The 19,786-nt window shown below is 48.5% G+C and carries 19 protein-coding genes; 8 read left to right on the top strand and 11 right to left on the bottom strand.

The window, feature by feature from the left end; all coding sequences use genetic code 11:
* Nucleotides 1-2: 2 nt before the first annotated feature.
* From XMG48_RS03190 to ppnN, 3 genes are all read right to left on the bottom strand, one after another.
* Nucleotides 3-1,589, bottom strand: a complete 1,587-nt coding sequence (locus tag XMG48_RS03190) for an AMP-binding protein (RefSeq protein ID WP_173480599.1) — start codon at nt 1,587-1,589, stop codon at nt 3-5.
* Between the two features lies 1 nt (nt 1,590).
* Nucleotides 1,591-2,373, bottom strand: coding sequence for a class II glutamine amidotransferase (locus XMG48_RS03185; RefSeq protein WP_173480598.1), 783 nt, complete (start codon nt 2,371-2,373; stop codon nt 1,591-1,593).
* A gap of 119 nt (nt 2,374-2,492) precedes the next feature.
* Nucleotides 2,493-3,860 carry a nucleotide 5'-monophosphate nucleosidase PpnN gene (gene ppnN / locus XMG48_RS03180; RefSeq protein ID WP_173480597.1) on the bottom strand — a complete coding sequence of 456 codons (1,368 nt, stop codon included), beginning with the start codon at nt 3,858-3,860 and terminating at the stop codon, nt 2,493-2,495.
* Between the two features lie 169 nt (nt 3,861-4,029).
* Here ppnN and XMG48_RS03175 point away from each other — a divergent pair, with 169 nt between their 5' ends.
* Nucleotides 4,030-5,418, top strand: a complete 1,389-nt coding sequence (locus XMG48_RS03175) for a PhoH family protein (RefSeq protein ID WP_173480596.1) — start codon at nt 4,030-4,032, stop codon at nt 5,416-5,418.
* A 10-nt stretch (nt 5,419-5,428) separates the two neighbouring features.
* On the opposite strand, the gene XMG48_RS03170 is transcribed toward XMG48_RS03175, so the two are convergent.
* Nucleotides 5,429-5,968: a pyridoxamine 5'-phosphate oxidase family protein gene (locus XMG48_RS03170; protein ID WP_173480595.1), complete on the bottom strand. Its 540-nt coding sequence runs from the start codon at nt 5,966-5,968 to the stop codon at nt 5,429-5,431.
* Between the two features lie 284 nt (nt 5,969-6,252).
* On the opposite strand from XMG48_RS03170, the gene mqo reads away from it, so the two are divergent.
* From mqo to XMG48_RS03155, 3 genes are all read left to right on the top strand, one after another.
* Entirely contained in the window at nt 6,253-7,755 is a 1,503-nt protein-coding gene (gene mqo, locus XMG48_RS03165) for a malate dehydrogenase (quinone) (RefSeq protein ID WP_173480594.1), read from the top strand.
* A gap of 78 nt (nt 7,756-7,833) precedes the next feature.
* Nucleotides 7,834-8,139, top strand: a complete 306-nt coding sequence (yidD, locus tag XMG48_RS03160) for a membrane protein insertion efficiency factor YidD (RefSeq protein ID WP_371731412.1) — start codon at nt 7,834-7,836, stop codon at nt 8,137-8,139.
* Between the two features lie 2 nt (nt 8,140-8,141).
* Complete coding sequence (locus XMG48_RS03155; RefSeq protein ID WP_371731497.1) at nt 8,142-10,301, top strand: hypothetical protein; 2,160 nt, start codon at nt 8,142-8,144, stop codon at nt 10,299-10,301.
* 30 nt (nt 10,302-10,331) lie between these two features.
* Here XMG48_RS03155 and XMG48_RS03150 read toward each other — a convergent pair whose 3' ends face one another.
* Nucleotides 10,332-11,144: a mechanosensitive ion channel family protein gene (locus XMG48_RS03150; RefSeq protein WP_173480592.1), complete on the bottom strand. Its 813-nt coding sequence runs from the start codon at nt 11,142-11,144 to the stop codon at nt 10,332-10,334.
* 104 nt (nt 11,145-11,248) lie between these two features.
* Here XMG48_RS03150 and XMG48_RS03145 point away from each other — a divergent pair, with 104 nt between their 5' ends.
* Together XMG48_RS03145 and XMG48_RS12060 are read left to right on the top strand one after the other, a co-directional pair.
* Nucleotides 11,249-11,824 (top strand): TIGR04211 family SH3 domain-containing protein, encoded by a 576-nt coding sequence (locus tag XMG48_RS03145; RefSeq protein ID WP_173480591.1) that lies wholly within the window; start codon nt 11,249-11,251, stop codon nt 11,822-11,824.
* 25 nt (nt 11,825-11,849) lie between these two features.
* Nucleotides 11,850-11,984: a hypothetical protein gene (locus XMG48_RS12060; RefSeq protein ID WP_256368146.1), complete on the top strand. Its 135-nt coding sequence runs from the start codon at nt 11,850-11,852 to the stop codon at nt 11,982-11,984.
* On the opposite strand, the gene XMG48_RS03140 is transcribed toward XMG48_RS12060, so the two are convergent.
* The 4 genes from XMG48_RS03140 to XMG48_RS03125 are packed head-to-tail and all read right to left on the bottom strand — an operon-like array spanning nt 11,981 to nt 14,493.
* Nucleotides 11,981-12,184, bottom strand: coding sequence for a hypothetical protein (locus tag XMG48_RS03140; protein ID WP_173480590.1), 204 nt, complete (start codon nt 12,182-12,184; stop codon nt 11,981-11,983). The genes XMG48_RS12060 and XMG48_RS03140 overlap by 4 nt on opposite strands.
* Nucleotides 12,185-12,228: 44 nt before the next feature.
* A complete protein-coding gene (locus XMG48_RS03135; protein ID WP_173480589.1) occupies nt 12,229-12,915 on the bottom strand; it encodes a M48 family metallopeptidase in 687 nt (228 codons plus the stop codon).
* A 26-nt stretch (nt 12,916-12,941) separates the two neighbouring features.
* Nucleotides 12,942-13,931, bottom strand: a complete 990-nt coding sequence (locus XMG48_RS03130) for an NAD(P)/FAD-dependent oxidoreductase (protein WP_173480588.1) — start codon at nt 13,929-13,931, stop codon at nt 12,942-12,944.
* Between the two features lie 7 nt (nt 13,932-13,938).
* On the bottom strand, nt 13,939-14,493 hold the full coding sequence (locus XMG48_RS03125) for a glutathione peroxidase (RefSeq protein WP_217363604.1): 555 nt from the start codon (nt 14,491-14,493) through the stop codon (nt 13,939-13,941).
* 326 nt (nt 14,494-14,819) lie between these two features.
* Between XMG48_RS03125 and XMG48_RS03120 the strand changes: the two genes are divergently transcribed.
* Nucleotides 14,820-15,302: a peptidylprolyl isomerase gene (locus tag XMG48_RS03120; protein WP_173480586.1), complete on the top strand. Its 483-nt coding sequence runs from the start codon at nt 14,820-14,822 to the stop codon at nt 15,300-15,302.
* A gap of 351 nt (nt 15,303-15,653) precedes the next feature.
* On the opposite strand, the gene XMG48_RS03115 is transcribed toward XMG48_RS03120, so the two are convergent.
* Together XMG48_RS03115 and rlmKL are read right to left on the bottom strand one after the other, a co-directional pair.
* Nucleotides 15,654-16,868 carry an ammonium transporter gene (locus XMG48_RS03115; RefSeq protein WP_173480585.1) on the bottom strand — a complete coding sequence of 405 codons (1,215 nt, stop codon included), beginning with the start codon at nt 16,866-16,868 and terminating at the stop codon, nt 15,654-15,656.
* A gap of 244 nt (nt 16,869-17,112) precedes the next feature.
* Nucleotides 17,113-19,275 carry a bifunctional 23S rRNA (guanine(2069)-N(7))-methyltransferase RlmK/23S rRNA (guanine(2445)-N(2))-methyltransferase RlmL gene (rlmKL, locus tag XMG48_RS03110; protein ID WP_173480584.1) on the bottom strand — a complete coding sequence of 721 codons (2,163 nt, stop codon included), beginning with the start codon at nt 19,273-19,275 and terminating at the stop codon, nt 17,113-17,115.
* Between the two features lie 275 nt (nt 19,276-19,550).
* On the opposite strand from rlmKL, the gene rmf reads away from it, so the two are divergent.
* Entirely contained in the window at nt 19,551-19,757 is a 207-nt protein-coding gene (rmf, locus tag XMG48_RS03105; protein WP_173480583.1) for a ribosome modulation factor, read from the top strand.
* Nucleotides 19,758-19,786 lie beyond the last annotated feature (29 nt).

The raw sequence follows: 19,786 nt of genomic DNA, 5'->3' as shown, positions 1-19,786 counted from the left end.
GGTTAATCAACCAGTCCCGATCGTAATACTCGACCGACAGAGCTATGGGGCAGAGCCCGTCTCAGCTCAATAAGATGTGGGACTTTATAGGCCGTTAAACGTTGACGACAGTAGTTACGGATCATTTTCTGCGTCAAACGACGGTTGTTGGTCACTACGAATAGACGGAGCTTGATTTCGCCATCCTCCTGATAACTGCCGAAGGCACAATCGGTGATGTCAGGGTGCTGGGAGATGAGCGCTTCGACTTCAGAGGGGTAAATCTTAAAGTTTCCAACCAGTGAGATGACATCAGACTGGCGCTCAATCATATGCAGTGAACCATCTGGGTCCACACGTCCTATATCACCTGTCCTAAACCAACCTTGCTCAAACTGGGTGTCAACTTGACCGGCATACCCCAACATCACTTGGGGGCCTCTAATGCAGATCTCTCCTGCACTGCCTTGAGGCAGTTCACTGCCAGACTCATCTTGAATACGTACCTCAGTCTCTTGCAGCGGTCGACCGACTGCGCCGGTCACGAACCTGCCACTCGAGTCCAGCGTCACAACGGGTGAACACTCGGTTAGGCCATAGCCCTGCGAGATAACGCAGTGAGTGATCGCTTGCCATTGATCACCAATGGCTTGATTGAGTGGTGCACCACCTGACAGAGTGCATTTGAGCATTGAGAAGTCGAGTTGAGGAAAGAGCGGATGCTGTACTAAGCCCATAAAGAGTGGAGCCACACCGGCAAACAGGGTCGGGCGAAAACGATCAAACAGCTCTGCAATGTGATTGATCTCTTTGACATCCGATGCCATCTCAACCACCCCACCCTGACACCAGGTCATTAAACAGATCATTGAGGGGTAGCTATGATAGATCGGCAAGGGCATCAGTAATCTTTGCGGGCCAGAGATACCGATATCTACAAGCCGATGATTTAACTGCCCAACATTACTGAGCAGGTTTCTGTGACTCAATTGCACCGCTTTTGCCTGCCCCGTGGTAGCGCTGGTCAGCTGTATCATTGCCACCTCATCCACCTCTGATCGTGCACTGAGCATCAAGGAGTCTGAGTGATAGACAATCGCTTCACGAAATTGAAAATCCGCCAAATTGGGTGAGCGTTTGCATATATGGCGCCAAAGTCGCTTAAGTGGAAACAGAAACCAATTTGAAAAGTCTTCAGGGGAGCAGCTTACAGTGGTTAGGCCATGGCCTCGACGGACTGCTAATTCGGCTAAGTTAGAGTGTGAGTGACAGGCAATCAGTGCCTTGGCTTGCGTCAGTTTCGCGACCCGCTCTAACTCGGTGATATCAGCGGAGGTTGTCAAACAGACTGGAACCAAACCGACACGCCAAAGCGACATTAACAGCACCGGGTAGTGAGCACCATTGGGCATCTGAACAATGACTCTATCCCCTGCTGAGAGGTTTAGAACCTCGACAAACCATTGTGACACGGCGCGGCAGTGACCATTCAGCTCAGAGAAGGATAGCTGTGTATTACCCTCCCGTACGGCAGGTGCATTGGCGTATTGGTTTGATAACCATTGAGGCAGTTGCGAAAGGCTGTTTATTGAGAGGGGCAATTGAGACATCTTATTCACTGCGATAGAAGCAGGTCTCTCCCTCTTTGAATACCCGAGCTTCACCTGACTGAATAGGCTGCCATACCTCGTTATCGGTCAGTGGCTCTGTCGCGATCACTGTGACGATATCGTTCTCCTGTGTCTCCCCTCTAAAATCGACCGTCAAATCACAATCTTTTAGCTGAGCGACACCAAAAGGCGCGCGCCGGGTAATCCAATGCAATTTAGTAGTGCAGTATGAGAAGAGCCAGTCGGAGTCACACAGCAGCATATTGAAAACCCCTAGCGCACGAAGCTTATGACAGCACTGGGTAATCAATTCAAACAGAGGTTCCGATTTTTGGGGAGGTTCTGGAAAGGCTAGTCGAACCTGATCCAACAACCAACAGAAGGCATACTCCGAATCGGTGGTACCCACTGGTTTGTAAAAGCGTAGAGGCCAATCAAAAATCACCGGATCCAACTGTCCGTTGTGGGCAAAGGTCCAGGTAAAACCCCAGAGTTCGCGACTGAATGGGTGGGTATTTTCTAGATTGACTGAACCTACATTGGCTTGGCGAATATGGCTGATGACGTTCTTGCTTTTGATCGGGTAGTGACAGACCAACTGAGCAATGGGTGAGTCGACACTGGGTTGCGGGTCATGAAAGGCTCGCTGAGCCTTTCCTTCGTAGAAACCGATACCCCATCCATCCTTGTGCGGTCCAGTACCACCGCCACGCTGCATCAAGCCGGCGAAACTGAAACAGATATCGGTGGGTACATTAGCGCTCATACCCATTAACTCACACATAGCGACTCCCTGTCTTTAAGCTAGTGGAAGTATAACTGATTAAACGACCGGGGGCTGACCTCTATTTTGGAGATTAACTAGATTGCGGATGACAGGCTAAAGCCAGTCATCCTTCTAAGTTAACTAGCAAGCTTAAAGCAGGGAACGTAACCCGCAAAATCAATCTTCATTCGACGCTGCTCAATGAATCCATTCAACAATTTATCGAGTGCAGTGATCACCTCGGGATCGCCATCTAGGATGAAAGGCCCCTTTTCCGCAACCGCTTTAACAGCAGGCTCTTTAACGTTGCCTGAGACAATACCCGATAGTGCTTTACGAAGTTCTGACGCCAGTTCAGAGATCGGCTGACCTTTGTGAAGATTCAGCGCGGCCATATTGTCGTGTGTCGGTTCAAAAGGCAGTTGCAACTCGTAAGGTATCTGCAGTTGCCAGTTGAAGTGGTAAGCCTCACCGGACTCTTTACGCTGTTCGGTGACTCGGTTGAGACCCTCTTTCATCAATGCAGCCACTTTCGACGGATGATCAATCACAACCTGATACAGCTTGCTGGCCTCTTCACCGAGCGTCGCTTTAACAAACTGATCGATCTGCTCGAAGTAGGCCTCGCTACCTGCAGGGCCTGTAAAGATAAAGGGCATCTCTACATTGCGATTCTGTTCTTGAAGCAAGATGCCAAGCATGTAGAGAATCTCTTCTGCTGTGCCCGCTCCGCCTGGGAATACAATGACGCCATGACCGAGTCGCACAAAAGCTTCTAGGCGTTTCTCAATGTCCGGCATGGTAATCAGTTCAGAGACAATCGGATTGGGCGATTCAGCCGCAATGATGCCGGGTTCAGTAATGCCTATGTATCTTGGGTCGCTAATGCGCTGTTTAGCGTGTGCAATGGTGGCCCCTTTCATTGGACCTTTCATAGCACCCGGGCCACAGCCGGTACAGATATTGAGGCCTCTTAAGCCCAGTTCGTAACCCACTTTTTTGGTGTAGGCGTACTCATGGCGAGCAATAGAGTGACCGCCCCAACAGACCACAATGTTGGGTTTAATGTTGGGTCTTAGCGATTTAGCGTGTCTTAAAATGTGAAATACTGTATTGGTCAGTTTCTCACCTGGCGTTAAGCCCTCACAGACATCATTAAGCTCGTCTACTACATAGACAAGGTCTCGTAACACCGAGAAAAGGTGCTCACGAATACCATCGACCAACTCACCATCCACAAAAGCCGACGCTGGTGCATTGATCAGATCCAGCTGCACACCACGGTGTTTATTGACGATGTGCACATCAAAATCTTGGTATTTCTCAAGCACTTCGGCCGTACAGTCCATCTCACTACCGCAGTTGAGTACCGCCAAAGCGCATTGGCGAAATAGAGGGTATAGCCCAGAATCGCTTCGATCCCGAATACGCTCTACTTCATAGGGTGAGAGCATATCCAAACTCTCAAGAGGTTTGACACTGGCACTGACAAATAGATCGCTCATAACACTCTCCTTCGCGTAATCACGATGTTATTATTTACGTTTATACATGAAGGATAGATGACATTCAGCTAATCGGCAGAACATATTTGCCAAAGGCGAATGCATCGATTAGTTTAAAGTTATCGGTGAGTTTTTCATCGATCCCTCTCTGCTGCAGAAGGAACCGCCAATGAGCGCATCCAAGCTTTATATCCTTGATACCAACGTGCTGTTGCACGACCCCAAGTGTCTTGTCGAATTTAAAGAGCAAGATATTGCCATTCCGATGACCGTGCTTGAAGAGCTCGACGACATCAAAGATCGGAAGAAGAACGTAGCGGCAGAAGCGCGTGCTGCGATTCGCGAAATTGATAAAATTCTGAGCAACGCCAAAGACCCTTCAGAGATTCTAGACGGTGTGCAGATTTTATTGGATGGTAAAGAGCGCGAGATCGTATTTGGTAAGCTCTCCATCTACCCTGATCATGAACTGGCTCATGACAAAGGGTTCTTGCCAGCAGACCACAATAAAGACAACCGAATCATTAACTGCGCCCTTCACTTACAGCGAGTGCTTCCTAAGCGCCAGGTGATTCTGGTCACTAAAGATTTGAATATGCGTCTTAAGGCGATGGGAGCTGGCTTAAAACGCGTTGAGGATTACCGTACCGACCAGCTCGTCTCGGACATCGATCTACTCCCTGCGGGCCATCTTCATTTAGAGACCCCTTTTTGGGAGGGGGTTGATTCCGTTGAAAGCTATCACGAAAACGAGCACACCTGTCACAGAGTAGACCGCGAGGTGCTGCCAGAGACCTACCCTAATGAATATATTTGGGACGACTCGCAGGATTTTGCCGCTAAAACCAGCCGTGTCGAAGGTGACAAGGTCATCCTTCAGGATCTGGGCTACCAAAACCTGATGCAGCAAAACTGCTGGGGCATTTCACCCATCAATATTCAACAAGCCTTTGCCATGGAAGCGATGCTGGATCCTAATATTGATCTAGCCGTTCTGCTTGGGTCCGCCGGTTCGGGTAAAACCTTGGTTGCCCTAGCCAGTGCTCTGGAGTTGGTTATTGAACAGCGTCGCTACAATAAAATTATTGTCACTCGCTCGACGCCACCGGTCGCTGAAGATATCGGCTTTTTACCAGGCACCGAAGAGGAGAAGATGACTCCATGGATGAGTGCGATTAACGATAACTTAGAAGCGATGCACGAACAGGACGAACGCCCGCAAAGCAGTGTTAAGTATGCGATTGAGAAGGCTAACATTCAGTTCAAGTCTCTCAACTTCATACGTGGGCGAAGCATTCAGAACGCCATTGTTTTGATTGATGAAGCCCAAAACCTAACGCCGCAACAGATGAAAACGATCCTGACTCGCTGTGGTAAAAACACCAAGATGGTCTGCCTAGGAAACTTGGCCCAGATTGATTCAAACTACCTAACCGCACTCACTTCAGGCTTAACTTACATTGTTGAACGCTTTAGAGACTATGAGGGCTCTGCCAGCGTTCACTTTGAGGGAATCTTCCGCTCTAAACTGGCCGAATACGCCGAAGAGCATCTCTAAACATCCCGTTTTAGGGTACCAGTGCTGTGACTCCATCTGGGGTCACGGCCACTCTTTGATGACCCTCGCGATTTAGCTGCAGAAGATCAAACGAGCTGATCTTAATCTCCACCACACAGAACCAGTTCTGTTCGACAAATTCCACCAGTGGATCAATTTCTGAACCCGGTGGTAACTTGGTCGTGTAGTCCGCAACCGTCGGCCCCTCTTTGACCCTATCCCAACGTTCATCAATGGCTTCCTTGTCACTCATTAACGTCGCTAACCCTTCAGCTCGTAACTGCTGTTTTAACTGTGGATTCCAGAAGCAGAGTGAGACATTTGGATTATGTTGCAGCTGCAAAATTTTTGGTGATCGGGAGTCACTATAGAAACGCAAAAGCCAGTTATTCGATTCGATCTCTCTTAAGACAACAGAGCGTGATTGCGGTCGACCAGCATCATCCACTGTAGAGAGAGTAAACACCCTCCAAGGGTGCCCTTTTTCCACCAGCGCATCTTCAACAAATCCCCACAATTCAAGGGGTTTTAGACTTTTTAAGTCGATCATTGGATACATCCATCTGAGACATTGGTCTATCTTGAAAAACCGTCCATTTCGCCGAAGTCCAGTAACTACGTGGCTTATAGTTATCTGTCATAGCTGTATAACAAAACAGTTAGGCGATAGAGACTAGAAACCATGATGCGGCGCAATATAATTGGCACCACTGAAATATGGGTGACACATTTATCTGTTACCCACCGCCTCACTTCCAAGGCCTATTTGCCAAAAGCTTATAGGAGATTGAGTCGTAAGGCACATTTGTTCAACACACAGATGGTAGTCGAGTTATGGATTCAGAAGTAGATGTATTGTTAGTTGGCGCAGGAGCGATGAGTACGACGCTTGCCGTTATGCTCCAGGAGCTGGACCCTAATCTGAAAATGATGATGGTCGAACGTCTCAACCACGTGGCTAGCGAAAGCACCGATGGTCTTAATAACGCGGGTACTGGGCACGCAGCCTATTGTGAGTTGAATTACACCCCTCGCCAGGCTGACGGCTCAATTAACTGCAGCAAAGCTTTCTCAATTAACGAATGTTTTGAGATCAGCTTGCAGTTTTGGTCATACCTTGTGAATAAAGGTGCGCTTCCTCATCCTAAGAAGTTCATCAACACAACGCCCCACTGCAGTTTTGTCTGGGGTGAAGATAACGTCGATTTCCTTCGTAAGCGCCACCAAGCACTTTCACAGCACCCTCTTTTTGAGGCGATGGAGTACAGCGAAGATCCTGAGCAAATTCGCGAGTGGATGCCTCTAGTGATGCAAAACCGCGAAGATAACCAGCCGATTGCTGCTACTCGCGTGCGATATGGATCGGACGTTAACTTTGGTGAACTTGCGCGCTTCATGGTCAATTTCCTTGAAGTTAGTGGCAACTTCGAACTCAAACTGTCGTCAACAGTCCAAGATCTTAAACAGGAAGAGGATGGCCGTTGGTGCGTCAAACTGAAACACTCTGCTAAGCCAGACACCTACAAAGTCCGTGCGAAGTTTGTCTTCCTCGGTGCCGGTGGTGGAGCTCTACCTCTGTTGCAAAAATCTGGCATCCCTGAAGGTGAAGGGTACGGCGGCTTCCCAGTTAGTGGTCAGTGGTTGATCTGTAAGAACAAAGAGGTCATCGAGCGTCACCAAGCCAAGGTATACGGCATGGCCCCCATTGGTGCGCCACCCATGTCAGTACCCCACTTGGATACCCGTGTTATCAATGGTGAAAAAGCACTGCTGTTCGGTCCTTTTGCAGGGTTCACTACTAAGTTCCTAAAAAATGGCTCGTTGATGGATCTGCCGATGTCATTGAGCCCAGACAACTTGATGCCAATGATGTCAGTTGCCCGCAACAACATGGATCTGACCAAATATCTAATCAGTGAAGTAATGCAGACGCACGGTTCACGTGTAGAGTCACTTCGCAACTTCTTCCCAGATGCTGAAGAGAACGATTGGGAACTCTCTTACGCCGGTCAGCGTGTCCAAATCATCAAACCGGGCAATGAAACCAAGGGTAAGCTAGAGTTCGGTACAGAGGTGATCTCTGCAGCTGATGGTTCGATAGCGGCACTATTGGGCGCATCACCGGGTGCATCAACGGCAACCAGCACGATGATCTCGATCATCGAAGAGTGCTTTGCTGAGCGCATGCAGAAGTCGAACTGGTCCGAGAAGCTAAAACAGATGATTCCATCCTACGGTGAATCATTGGCGACCAATAGCGATCTTCTTCGCACGGTGCGGGCTAAAACGCTTGAGACACTACAACTGGATGAGAAAAAGGCCTCTCAAGCGGCCTAACTCTTTCTATTTCTGGGACCCCACCGGATTGGTTTATTGGCGTTAAAGGACTACCATTGCGTCAATAAGGAGTCCGGTGTGGTTAAACATTTTTTTGAACATCTTCTCGTACTGACGGTTCGGTTCTATCAACTGTTCATCAGTCCTGTACTGGGTCCGCGCTGTCGATTCTACCCAACCTGCTCTAGCTATATGATCGAAGCGATTCAACTGTACGGCCCCCTCAAAGGCACACTGCTCGGTTTAAAACGCATTGGACGCTGCCATCCAGGGTCTGATGGTGGGATAGATCCGGTTCCAGGCAGTGAGCTTGAGAGCAGTTATCAACAAGAACTTGCCGAACAAAGCTGCGGCTGTTCACACCCTGAGAACAAGGAGCACTGATCGTGTTTTCTACTGCCAGCCTTACAGGCATTGCTCTGCTCTACATGGCTCTTCTGTTTGCATTAGCGATTTTTGTTGAGCGTAAGGTAAGGAAACAGTCTGGTCTTAGCTTCCAGGGACCCATCTACGCCCTCTCATTAGCGGTCTTTTTTACCTCTTGGACCTTCTATGGCAGCGTTGGATTCGCGCTCGAGAACGGACTCCAGTTCTTTGCCATCTATATCGGTGCCATTTTAGGTCTACTCTTTGGTGCCAAAGCGATCAAAAAAATGGTTCTGGCCAAAGAGAGTTTTCGTTTAACGTCCATTGCCGATTTCATATCAACGCGTTACAGACGCTCTCAGCGCATTGCCGCTCTGGTGACCATCATTGCGATTCTAGGGCTGCTGCCTTACATCGTTCTTCAGTTGCGTGCGATCAATAGTGCGTTTGATGTACTGACCAACGACTCAGCAACCCAAGGTAGCTGGTCGGCTGCCATCATCACACTGACGCTCGCGTTTATTACGATTCTTTTCGGTGCCCGAAAAATTGATCCGACTGAACGTCACCAGGGCATTATTGCCGTGTTAGCCGCCGAGTGTCTGGTAAAGTTGTTTGCCTTCATTGCCCTGGGTCTGTTTGTCACCTTTGGTCTGTTTGATGGGTTTGACGATCTCCTCAAGCAAGCGGAGCAGGCCAACTTACAGTCGGTTTACAGCTTTGGTGGATCGGACAGTTTCTTAACCTGGGTTGCCCTAATCATACTAGGCGCAGCCGCCATCCTGATGCTGCCAAGACAGTTTCATGTCACGGTCGTTGAAAATCCGGGTACGACACACATCAAGAGCGCCCTGACGCTCTTTCCTATCTACACGCTTGGCATCAACCTATTTGTTATTCCTATCGCACTGGCCGGGCTGTTGCTCGGGCTTCCAAAAAGCTCTGGTGATCAGTTCGTTCTATTGATACCTAAGCTCGCTAATAGTGAGGTGATGGCCCTGGTGGGTTACCTAGGCGGATTCGCCGCCGCCACGGGTATGGTCATCGTTACCCTAATTACCCTAGCGACGATGACATCAAACCACTTGGTGATTCCCATCTGGCGTCGTTTTAAACCGGATCTCAATTTAGGCGCCTCACTGCTCCATCTGCGCTGGATACTCATTCTAGGCATTGCGTTAATTGCCCATCTGTTTGCCAACCAACTCGATGCACCTTACTTGTTAGTTGCATTGGGTTTAATCTCGTTCGCGGCAGTTCTGCAGTTAGCACCCGCTGGGTTAATCGGTCTATTTTGGCGTAAAGGGAATAGTTTAGGCGCAGCACTGGGCTTATTGTCTGGCTTTATTCTCTGGGGCTTCACCTTAGTGCTACCGCCTATGGTTGGTGAGGGCTGGATCGATGCCAGTGTTATGACGAATGGACTGTTTGGCCACTCATGGCTGCGTCCTAATGCACTGTTTGGACTGGAATTTTTACCCCCACTCGCCCACGGCGTATTCTGGTCACTCTTGTTTAACATCACGCTGTATGTGGTTGGCAGTAAACTCTACAAGCCTCGTAAGGTTGAGAGAGCTCAGACAGAAGAGCTGTTTAACGCCACTAACGAGATGTTAACGGACCGATATCGCAATGCCCGCCCCACTGGGCTTGAAGCCTATATTGAGCGTGAGCCGAAAACCCAAGAGGCTGAGCTTCTTCTCAACCGTTTTCTAAGCAGTGATGCGGCGGATCAGGTACTTGGCAGCATTTTGACGGACCTCCAGCTAGGTGCTCGCACTCATTTCACCATTGTCGAATTGATGGAGTTTCATCGACTACTCGAGCAACGATTAGCCGGCTCTATTGGCGCAGCAGGTGCACATTCAGCAATTGAAGAGTCTATTCGCTACTCCGACCGAGAATCCGCCGATCTAAAAGCGCTCTTCTCTCACATTGCCAGCGAATTAAAATTGAGCAGTTCAGAAACCGAAAACAGTCCTCTGTTTGAGTCGCTGCAAGATAATAACGAACAGCTTAACAACGAGCTCGCTAAGCTAAAAAATGCGAACAAGGTGTTAGAGGAGAAGGTTGATCGTCAGTACGAAGTGATTCATGGGCATCGCTTAGAGATACAGAAGCTAACCCATGAAAACCAGACACTGAAAGCACGATTGGGGCTCTCAACTGATGAGAGTTAGTACCCGCAGAGTAAAGAATCAGAGGAGGCTTTAGGCCTCCTCTTTTTTGAGATGAACATCCATTTGCGGGTAAGGAATAGAGATGCCTTCCGCATCAAAACGCACTTTAATCTCTTCGGTCAGTGCCCAACGGACCTCCCAATAGTCTTCGGTTTTAACCCATGGGCGCACAATGAAATTAACGCTGCTATCGGCCAATTCTGATACCGCAATTTTAGGGGCAGGATCCTCCAAGACTCGACTATCGGCCGTCACAACCTCTGTTAAGATCTGTTTTGCTTTACGCAGATCATCGTCATAACTGATACCAAAGATCATATCGATACGACGTGTCGGTCTACGGTTGTAGTTCGTGATGATCCCTGAATAGATCGAACCATTTGGCACAATCACTTCGCGGTTATCTCCGGTACGCATCACCGTATTAAAAATCGTGATCTCTTCAGCTACGCCGGATATGCCAGCCACTTCGACAAAGTCACCCTCTTTGAATGGGCGGAAGAAGATCAGCAAGACACCCGCAGCAAAGTTTTTCAACGAGTCCTGCAGTGCCAGACCGATTGCCAAACCTGCGGCACCGACCAGAGCGATCAATGAGGTGGTATCAACACCCAATTGACCCAGCGCGGCAACGATAACCAGCAGCGTCAACAGAATGCTGATGACGGAGCGGACAAAGTTGACCAGCATATTGTCCATTGATGTACGGTGCAGCCCTCTCTCAAGCAGTCGGGTTGCAAATTTGACTAACCAACGACCCACCACAAAGATGGCCAAAGCCGTGGCGATATTGATAGACCATGGGACTAAGTAGGTATCCATAAGAGATTGCAAATCAGGCATAGTTAAACGTCCAAAAAGGCTAAATTTAAGCTGCGGGTAAGGTTGATAGTGATAAAATCACTCCCATATCTACACTATAACCTAGGTAAAGCAGTTTCCCAGCTATGCGTTCAGTTTTTTCTCTATTTGCTCTTCTAATGTCAAGCCACCTCTATGCGGCTGATTACCATATCGCCGATGATGTTCAGCTCTTCATGCACAGCGGCCCCTCTTACGAATACCGCATCGTCTCTAGAGTTCGCAGTGGCGATCCCGTGACTCTGTTAGAGCGCGGCAAAGATTACACCAAGATCAAACTGGCCGATGGCAAAGAGGGTTATGTTCTCACTCGCTACTTAGCAGAGGGACAAAGCAAACTGACAGTTCTGCAGACTGAGCTACCGGATCTAAAACAGCAGCTAGCGTCGCTTAGTGAAGATTTGGCAAAGAAAAACGATCAAATCGCCCAACTCGAAACAGAGTTGGCAAGCTACCGCGATGAAGCGACTGACTCGACCACAGAGCTTGTCATCAAAGATAAACGGATTCGCGAACTTGAGTTTCAAGTCGCTAATATGGATCAATCAAACCTAATGCGCTGGTTAACGCATGGCGGACTGATCGCCTTAGCAGGTTTGATCGTTGGATTGATCCTTCCCCACCTTCCTCGTCGTAAGAAGAGACAGGATGAGTGGTTTTAATTAACAAAAACAGAGAGAAGTGAGTATGGAAATGGTTATTCTAGGCGCTCTGTGTATTGCTGCAGCACTGTACATCATCAGCACAAATATTCAGTCTAAAAAGCCTGTTCTGCAGCCGATTCGTATCGAAGAGCGCAGCCAGAAAAAGCGTCGCCGCTAAGCTAAGTCTTCATCGGTAATGGGACGTGGCGTAAAGTCTGCGATCCCATTTTCAATGGTCCATGCACGACGCCCCTGCTCGACACGAATAACACCTTTGAATCGTGCTTGAAGGTAAGGTACGACCTCTTCAAGGGTGTCGATATCACACAAAATCACACCACCACGATCATCTTCAGTCGAAAATAGAAACGATTGCACCGTACACCTCTAATAAACAGTCACGCCAGTCTAACAACTTACCTCTACCAGTTTAAGTAGGCGAAGCGATCTTTTATCTCTTGTTTGGCCAACTGATAGTCTGGAAAGAAGCGGCTAACCAGGGCCCAAAAGCGTGGACTGTGGTTCATCTCTTTCAAATGACAGAGTTCGTGAATGATCACATAGTCCTGCAGAGTGTGTGAAAGGTGTATCAATCGCCAGTTAAGCGTGATCTCACCGCGACTGGAACACTGCCCCCATTTACTCGTATAGCTGCCTATATTGACGGATGAGGGCTTTAGACCAGTGAAACTCGATAACTGCTCAGAACGTGCAATTAACTGCTGTTGGGCAGCCCCCTTTAGTGAAGATTGAAGCTGTCGTCTGATTGACTGATCTGTTGAGCGCGCATTGACTTTAACCCTGACGGAACGGCCAGTGTGACAGATTGTTTTCTCTTCGGGTGTTAATTGAGAGACCTTCTCAAGTTGGTAGTTGATGCCATTAACGACCAGAGTCTCTGAATGCAGATCAATGGAGTGCTTACTCAATGCTTTCTGCTGTTGTACTAGCCTAGGAGTGACCCAGGCCTGTTTGCTCAGAACCCATTGCTGAATATCAGCCTCACTAATGAATAGTGGTGCTTTGACAACGACTCTACCCCTGTCGATTTGAATCGACAGAGTTCGACGTCTACTGGATCGCTCTAGGGTATATTCGAACTCAATCAATCTGTGCCATCTTAACTATGCGGGTGTTAGGACAGACTACCGCTTGTACTATAAGAGTCAATAATGACATCGGCCAATTCATTGGCACTCTTCCAAGCTCCTGCCAAACCGGGCTCATTAATCCAGTCTCCACAGGCGCCAATCGAAAGTTCAGCATCCCACAAAGGTTCCGTTAATTGAGCACTCTGCAGAGTTCGACTGTAGAGCCAACGGTGAATTTTTGAGGCGCTAGGCTCTATCGATTCACCCAGCCAATCAGACAATAAGCCCTCTATTTTTTTCAGCAGAGCCCCCCGATCATCATCAATGTGTGATTCGCTCCAAGATTCACGCATTTCAACTCGAACCAACAGCCCCTCTCGGCCAGGTTTGTCACTCTCGACCACGATACGGTAGAACTCTGGATGCTCTCCCTCAATCACAGAGACTCCGTCTAAGCGCGATGGTCGCGTCTCTAACTGAAACAGTGCAATCCAATTGGCTGAGGTTGCTGCTTGCTCAGCGCGATGAGCAAAGCGTGGTGAGGTTTCAAGAAGTGGCACCGCCTGTGGCGCGGGCGCGGCAACAACTACCGCATCAAAATAGTCGATCAGTTCACCTTGATCATCTCGAATCAGTACACCCTGCTTATCGCTCCACACGACACCTATACGGGTTTCAGTGTGGAGAGTAGTACCTTTGAGAAGTTCACGAGTAAACAGACTGTTACGACCCGCGCCGATCTTGTACTCAACGGACTCATGTTGTGTGAGGCTAAAATCCGAGCGCGTGGTACTCCAGGTCTCAATCACACCGGTGTCGACATAGGCATTTAAGAAACGCTCAAACTCGCTGGAACAGCCATCTAGATAGGGAGCACCTAGATCAGCAGAGAGTTGACCCACGCGAGAAGAGGCTAAACGCCCACCCGTTCCTCGTGATTTCTCAAACAGATCAACAGTAAAACCTGAAGTGGTCAGTCTATTGGCGAGTGTAGCACCGGCTAAACCAGCGCCGATAATAGCTATCCTTGGCATATTGATCCTATGAATTGGGCTCTACCGCAATGGCCTTTTCAACGGTATTAATGAAGCCTCTGTTTTCGGGCGATGTGACACTTGAGTAGACATCAATGACTTTACCATCACGGCCAATCAGGTACTTGTAGAAATTCCATTTCGGGGCGGTTCCTGTCGCAGCAATCAAATCCGCCCATAGAGGGCTCGCTTGATCCCCACGAACCACTGACTTCTCAAACATCGGGAACTTAACACCGTAAGTTAAACGACAAAACTCTCTGATCTGCCCCTCCTCACGATACTCCTGATTGGCGAAATCACCGCTAGGGAAACCTAACACTGCAAAGCCTTGGTCTTTGTACTTAGCATGCATCGCTTCAAGACCTTCATACTGCCCGGTAAAACCACACTTACTGGCTGTATTGACGATCAAGACCACTTTGTCTTTGTACTCTTCGCAGAGGTTGACCTCTTTTTCACCGGCTAGCTCACGAACGGTATGATTCAGCACGTTAGTGCAAGTATCAGCTGAGGCTGTTTTAAAGCCAAAAACGGCTGCCAGTAGGGTTAATATTTTCATAAGCTTCATTGTGCGCCTCGGTGTTGATTTTTACTTCAATATTTACGCTCAGATAGAGGTTTCGGATGACCGATACAGAGGATGACAGGTTGAAACCTGTTAAGTACACGGATGTGCTGTATGCGGTAATTGCAGGAGCAAATTACTGTCACCGGTGCTTTGAACTATCTACGGAGTAACCGTGACTGGCTTCAGCCTGTCATCGGCTCTTAGTCATCGGTGATTTACCCTACAACCTGCCCTTGTAGTTTGTTAGCATAGTCGCCTACATTCACGGAGCACTGCGATTCACTAATGGTCTGCATCTCCAATATAAGGAGAGAAAGATGCAAATCGCTGACAAAACTGTTGTCTCTATTCACTACACTCTTACCAATGCTCTGGGCGAGACGATTGATAGCTCTGTAGGACAGGATCCTCTTGTCTACCTACAAGGTGCTCAAAACATCATTCCCGGTCTAGAAAACGCCCTAACTGGCAAAGCGGTTGGTGATGCACTTCAGGTTACCGTTGAACCGGCTGAAGGCTATGGCGAGATTCGTGATGAATTGATCCAAGAAGTTGATCGCAGTGCGTTCCAGGGCGTTGATGATATCGATGTTGGCATGCAGTTTATGGCTCAAACACCTTGGGGGGAGCAGCCTGTAACCGTTGTTAAAGTTGAAGGCGACCAGATCACTCTTGATGGCAACCACCAGCTTGCTGGTGAAACGCTCAACTTTGATGTTGAAGTGGTTGAAGTACGTGAAGCAACCGCTGAAGAAGTTGAGCACGGTCATGTTCATGGAGCTGGCGGTCACCACCACTAATCCACCATCGATCTAACATTAAAAAAGCCGAGTTAAATAACTCGGCTTTTTTGTGATTGTTGCAAGGGAACCTGCGAACAAGTCCATAGTATCTCAGCGAGACCTGAAATGTGCAGATACAAGGCGCTTCTCGCCGCTAATGGCCGTAGCCCTTAGCAAGAGGAGCAACGCCGTAGATGCATATTGCAGGCCACGCCCTTGGGGGCTTACAGTCAAATCCACCCTCTGTGTTGCGCTTTCTTGACTTAGCCCGCTAGGCCTTCGAAACCACGCCTTGATGATGAATTCGACTGTAAGCCTGAGATGCCATGGACTTATTCGCAGGTTCCCTAGAGCAACGGGATCAATCGCTTATTTGCGATCATCCGAAGTGGCTTCGATACGGTGAATACTTAGATCCGCACCACGGAACTCGTCCTCTTCATCCAGACGGATGCCCGCTACTGCATTCACAATACCGTAAACCAGGAAGCCACCGATCAAGGCCACTGCGATACCTGCAAGAGTACCCACAACCTGAGCACCTAGGCTTACGCCACCAAGACCGCCTAGTGCTTGGCTACCGAAGATACCTGCTGCAATACCACCCCAGGCGCCACATAGACCGTGTAGAGGCCATACACCCAGTACGTCATCGATCTTCCACTTATTCTGAGCCAGTGTGAACAGCCAAACAAATAGTGCACCGGCAATACCACCTACAAACAGCGAGCCCATTGGGTGTAGAACGTCAGAACCAGCACAGATCGCAACAAGACCCGCAAGCGGACCGTTGTGAATGAAGCCTGGGTCGTTCTTACCAAGAAGGGTCGCAACGATGATGCCGCCGACCATTGCCATCAAGCTGTTGACTGCAACCAGACCAGAGATACCGTCCAGTGTTTGAGCCGACATCACGTTGAAGCCGAACCAACCGATACATAGGATCCATGCACCTAGAGCGAGGAATGGAATGTTTGATGGTGGGAACGCCACAACACGATCGTTACGGTAACGACCTTTACGTGAACCTAGAACCAAAACAGCCGCTAGGCCGATCCAACCACCGACACCGTGGACTACGACAGAACCAGCGAAGTCGTGGAAGCCTGCACCAAAGGTCTCTTCAAGCCAGCCCTGGAAACCGTAGTTACCGTTCCAGATGATGCCCTCGAAGAACGGGTAGACTAGACCCACACAGAGTGCAGCTGCGATAAGCATTGGGTAGAAGCGAGCACGCTCAGCCACACCACCCGAGATAATTGCAGGAATCGCTGCCGCAAAGGTCATTAGGAAGAAGAATTTCACCAACTCATAGCCGTTACCTTCCGCTAAAGTGGCTGCATCGGCAAAGAAGGTGACGTCGTAGGCAATCCAGTAGCCAACAAAGAAGTAGACCACTGCAGAGAAACCGAAGTCGGTCATGATCTTAACCAGTGCGTTGACCTGGTTTTTATGACGGACAGTACCTACCTCAAGGAATGCGAAGCCAGCATGCATCGCGAATACCATGATGGCACCCATCAAAATGAATAGTGTATTGGAACTTTGTACCAGTGTTTCAACGGCACTGTTGATCGTTTCCACCCTTAATCTCCTCAAATTGCTTAGAAATGCACATATAGGGTGCAGCTCTATATTTCATGCACACTTTTGGTGCATTTAATGACTATGCGATGAGTTTTAGACGGCTTAATAAAAAAAGATAAAATGTTTTTTCTATCTACTTTCAATAACTTAAAAACTAATCACTCACTTTCAGCAAACTCCGTGCTGCAAGACTGTGCATTAGTTAGCAAGTAACGTACCAACTTTGGGCATTAAACGAATTTTATGCCTTATGGCGGATCTCAAAGCTGTAGTGAATCTTCGAGTTACGTTTGAAATCAGGATCAATCGTACGATGAGATGTATCCACAATCTCAAAAGCGTCGAGCTGCTCGTAGTCCAACTTAAAACGACGATAGTTATTTGAAAAGATCAGAAGACCACCGGGTTCAAGCAACGCCATTGCCCCTTTAATCAGCATGACGTGATCACGCTGCACATCTAGGATGTCAGTCATTCTCTTAGAGTTAGAGAAGGTCGGTGGATCCATAAAGATGAGATCGAAGGTCTCTGAACGAGGGCGATCAAGCCACTGGATACAGTCCGCTTGAACGAAATCAGCACGTTTAGCATCCAGTTTGTTCAGTTCAAAATTGCGTCGGGCCCAATCGAGGTAGGTTGCCGACATATCGACACTGGTCGTGCTGATCGCACCACCGGCAGCCGCATGGACACTGGCGGTAGCGGTGTAACAGAAAAGATTTAGGAAACGTTTACCCTTAGCGAGAGACTGAATCTGTTGCCTAACAGGACGATGGTCTAGGAAAAGACCTGTATCTAGGTAATCTCTTAGGTTGACCTCGAACAGACAGCCATGCTCTTGTACCGTCAGCGTCTCACCCTGTTCGGTCTGTCGTTGATACTGATCGCTGCCCTGCTGACGCTTGCGTTGTTTCAATACAATCGAGTCTGTGCCCAAAGCAAACACTCTTCCTACAACGGCCATCACATCTTGAAGTCGCTTAAAGGCCTTTACAGGATCGACTTTCGCAGGCGGCGCATACTCCTGAACCACAATCTGATCAGCGTATCGATCGATTGCGACCGCGTACTCTGGCAAATCAGCGTCATAGACTCGGTATGCCTCGATTGACTCACGTTTCACCCACTTAGAGAGCTGTTTAAGGTTTTTCTTAAGTCGGTTCTCTAACATCAGCGCCCCTTCAGACAGGGGTGCACTATCTTGGTGCACAACATCCGAATCGGAATCTGCACTGTTTTGCGGCACACCCTCCTGCGGGTAGACGGTAAATAGCAGTAATTGACTGGGCAGTGCGCCATTAAAGAGCTTGTAGAGCTTGTCTGCACGCAGACCCATCACCTTGCCAAGCTCAGGGTTCGAAGTAAACACCCCCACACGCCAGTGATGCGCTTGGGCTTTTAAGAAATCACCCAGCTGGCTATACAAAAATCTTAGGCTTGAACGATCACCCAATCGTTCACCATAAGGGGGGTTAGTAATTAACAACCCTTTATCTTCTGGTGATGGAAGTGACAAGCTAGCCAGATCACAACGTTCAAAATGGACGAGTGACTCGACACCTAAGGCTTGAGCGTTGTTGTTTGCACGCTGCAGAACATTTGAATCGGCATCAAAACCAGTTAGACGAGGGTAACCCTCTCTGTTTAGCCCTGCTTCACGGCGCTGTTTTGCATCTTGGTAGATCTCTTGCCAGATAGACGGCTGGTGTTGGCACCAACGATCAAAGCCCCAGCGACGACGTAACAGACCCGGCGCAATATCCGCCATCATCAATGCAGCTTCAGTGATTAAGGTTCCAGAACCACACATAGGATCAACTAGCTGTTTAAAGTCACCTTGATTGGGCCAACCCGCACGCATCAATAGCGCTACTGCAAGGTTCTCTTTAAGCGGCGCAGCACCGGTTTGAAGTCGGTATCCACGGCGGTGCAGACTCTCACCGGACAGATCAATTGCTACCTGAGCTGTCGTTTTGCGCAGATGAACGTTGATGCGCAGATCAGGGTACTGTTTGGCAACGGAGGGACGACTGCCGGTCTCTTCACGAACGGAGTCAACAATCGCATCTTTCACTTTAAGAGCGCCAAAGTGGGTGTTATTGATCGACTCATTACGGCCGTTAAAATCAACGGCCAAAGTCCCCTCAGCCCGGATGTGCTCCAGCCAATTAATCGACTTAATATCGTTATAGAGTGCTTCTGTCGAAGTCGCATCAGCCTCTTTCAATAGCAACAGTACTCTGTTTGCAAGACGTGACCACAAACAGATCGTGTAGGCTGTGGCAAGATCACCCTCTACCTGAACCCCTGCTTGAGTCTCTTTTAACCCCTCTATACCGATCGACTTCAACTCGGCTAGCAGTAGAGACTCAACGCCCTTGGGGCAGGTAACGAATAATTTCATTTCAACACTCAATTTGGTTAACGCCGAATGAAATGAAAAATTTTCATCCGCTATATTGGCCCTATTTTAAAGCATTACGCTTCATCTGTAAGTCACTGATTCAGCCGACTTTGCTGCTGACGCGAAAAGGTTAAATCTATTAGATGGGGAATTTAAATTGAGCAATACAATTACTTTAAATTGCCAATCTGGTCTATTACTAAGCTGTGACTACCAATTGTTGTCGCCAAAAAATCACTGCGAAAGCAGATACTCACTCAATACGAGGCGTATATATGAAAAGACAGAAACGAGAACGTAGCAATTCACTATACAAACGCGGTTTTACTGCCGGACTGGAGGGTAAATCACAGTCAGATTGTCCGGTATCAACGACAGACTTACGCAGCCACTGGATGACAGGATGGCGCGAAGGGCGAGAAGCCCACTGGAATGGCCAATCAGGTGTTTCAGCGATACAGGTCAATCCAAGTTATCACTAACAACATTTAATCAAGTAAGGCTCCTAATG

It is taken from the genome of Marinobacterium sp. xm-g-48 (assembly GCF_013282925.1).
In the GTDB taxonomy this organism is placed as follows: Bacteria; Pseudomonadota; Gammaproteobacteria; order Pseudomonadales; family Balneatricaceae; genus Marinobacterium_E.
This window is presented reverse-complemented; position numbering and strand designations above follow the sequence as displayed.

Coding starts and splice junctions, on each gene's coding strand:
- XMG48_RS03190 (WP_173480599.1), bottom strand. CDS start 1,589: ATGTCTCAATTGCCCCTCTCAATAAACAGCCTTTCGCAACTGCCTCAA.
- XMG48_RS03185 (WP_173480598.1), bottom strand. CDS start 2,373: ATGTGTGAGTTAATGGGTATGAGCGCTAATGTACCCACCGATATCTGT.
- ppnN (WP_173480597.1), bottom strand. CDS start 3,860: ATGAGCGATCTATTTGTCAGTGCCAGTGTCAAACCTCTTGAGAGTTTG.
- XMG48_RS03175 (WP_173480596.1), top strand. CDS start 4,030: ATGAGCGCATCCAAGCTTTATATCCTTGATACCAACGTGCTGTTGCAC.
- XMG48_RS03170 (WP_173480595.1), bottom strand. CDS start 5,968: ATGATCGACTTAAAAAGTCTAAAACCCCTTGAATTGTGGGGATTTGTT.
- mqo (WP_173480594.1), top strand. CDS start 6,253: ATGGATTCAGAAGTAGATGTATTGTTAGTTGGCGCAGGAGCGATGAGT.
- XMG48_RS03150 (WP_173480592.1), bottom strand. CDS start 11,144: ATGCCTGATTTGCAATCTCTTATGGATACCTACTTAGTCCCATGGTCT.
- XMG48_RS03145 (WP_173480591.1), top strand. CDS start 11,249: ATGCGTTCAGTTTTTTCTCTATTTGCTCTTCTAATGTCAAGCCACCTC.
- XMG48_RS12060 (WP_256368146.1), top strand. CDS start 11,850: ATGGAAATGGTTATTCTAGGCGCTCTGTGTATTGCTGCAGCACTGTAC.
- XMG48_RS03130 (WP_173480588.1), bottom strand. CDS start 13,931: ATGCCAAGGATAGCTATTATCGGCGCTGGTTTAGCCGGTGCTACACTC.
- XMG48_RS03125 (WP_217363604.1), bottom strand. CDS start 14,493: ATGAAAATATTAACCCTACTGGCAGCCGTTTTTGGCTTTAAAACAGCC.
- XMG48_RS03120 (WP_173480586.1), top strand. CDS start 14,820: ATGCAAATCGCTGACAAAACTGTTGTCTCTATTCACTACACTCTTACC.
- rlmKL (WP_173480584.1), bottom strand. CDS start 19,275: ATGAAATTATTCGTTACCTGCCCCAAGGGCGTTGAGTCTCTACTGCTA.
- rmf (WP_173480583.1), top strand. CDS start 19,551: ATGAAAAGACAGAAACGAGAACGTAGCAATTCACTATACAAACGCGGT.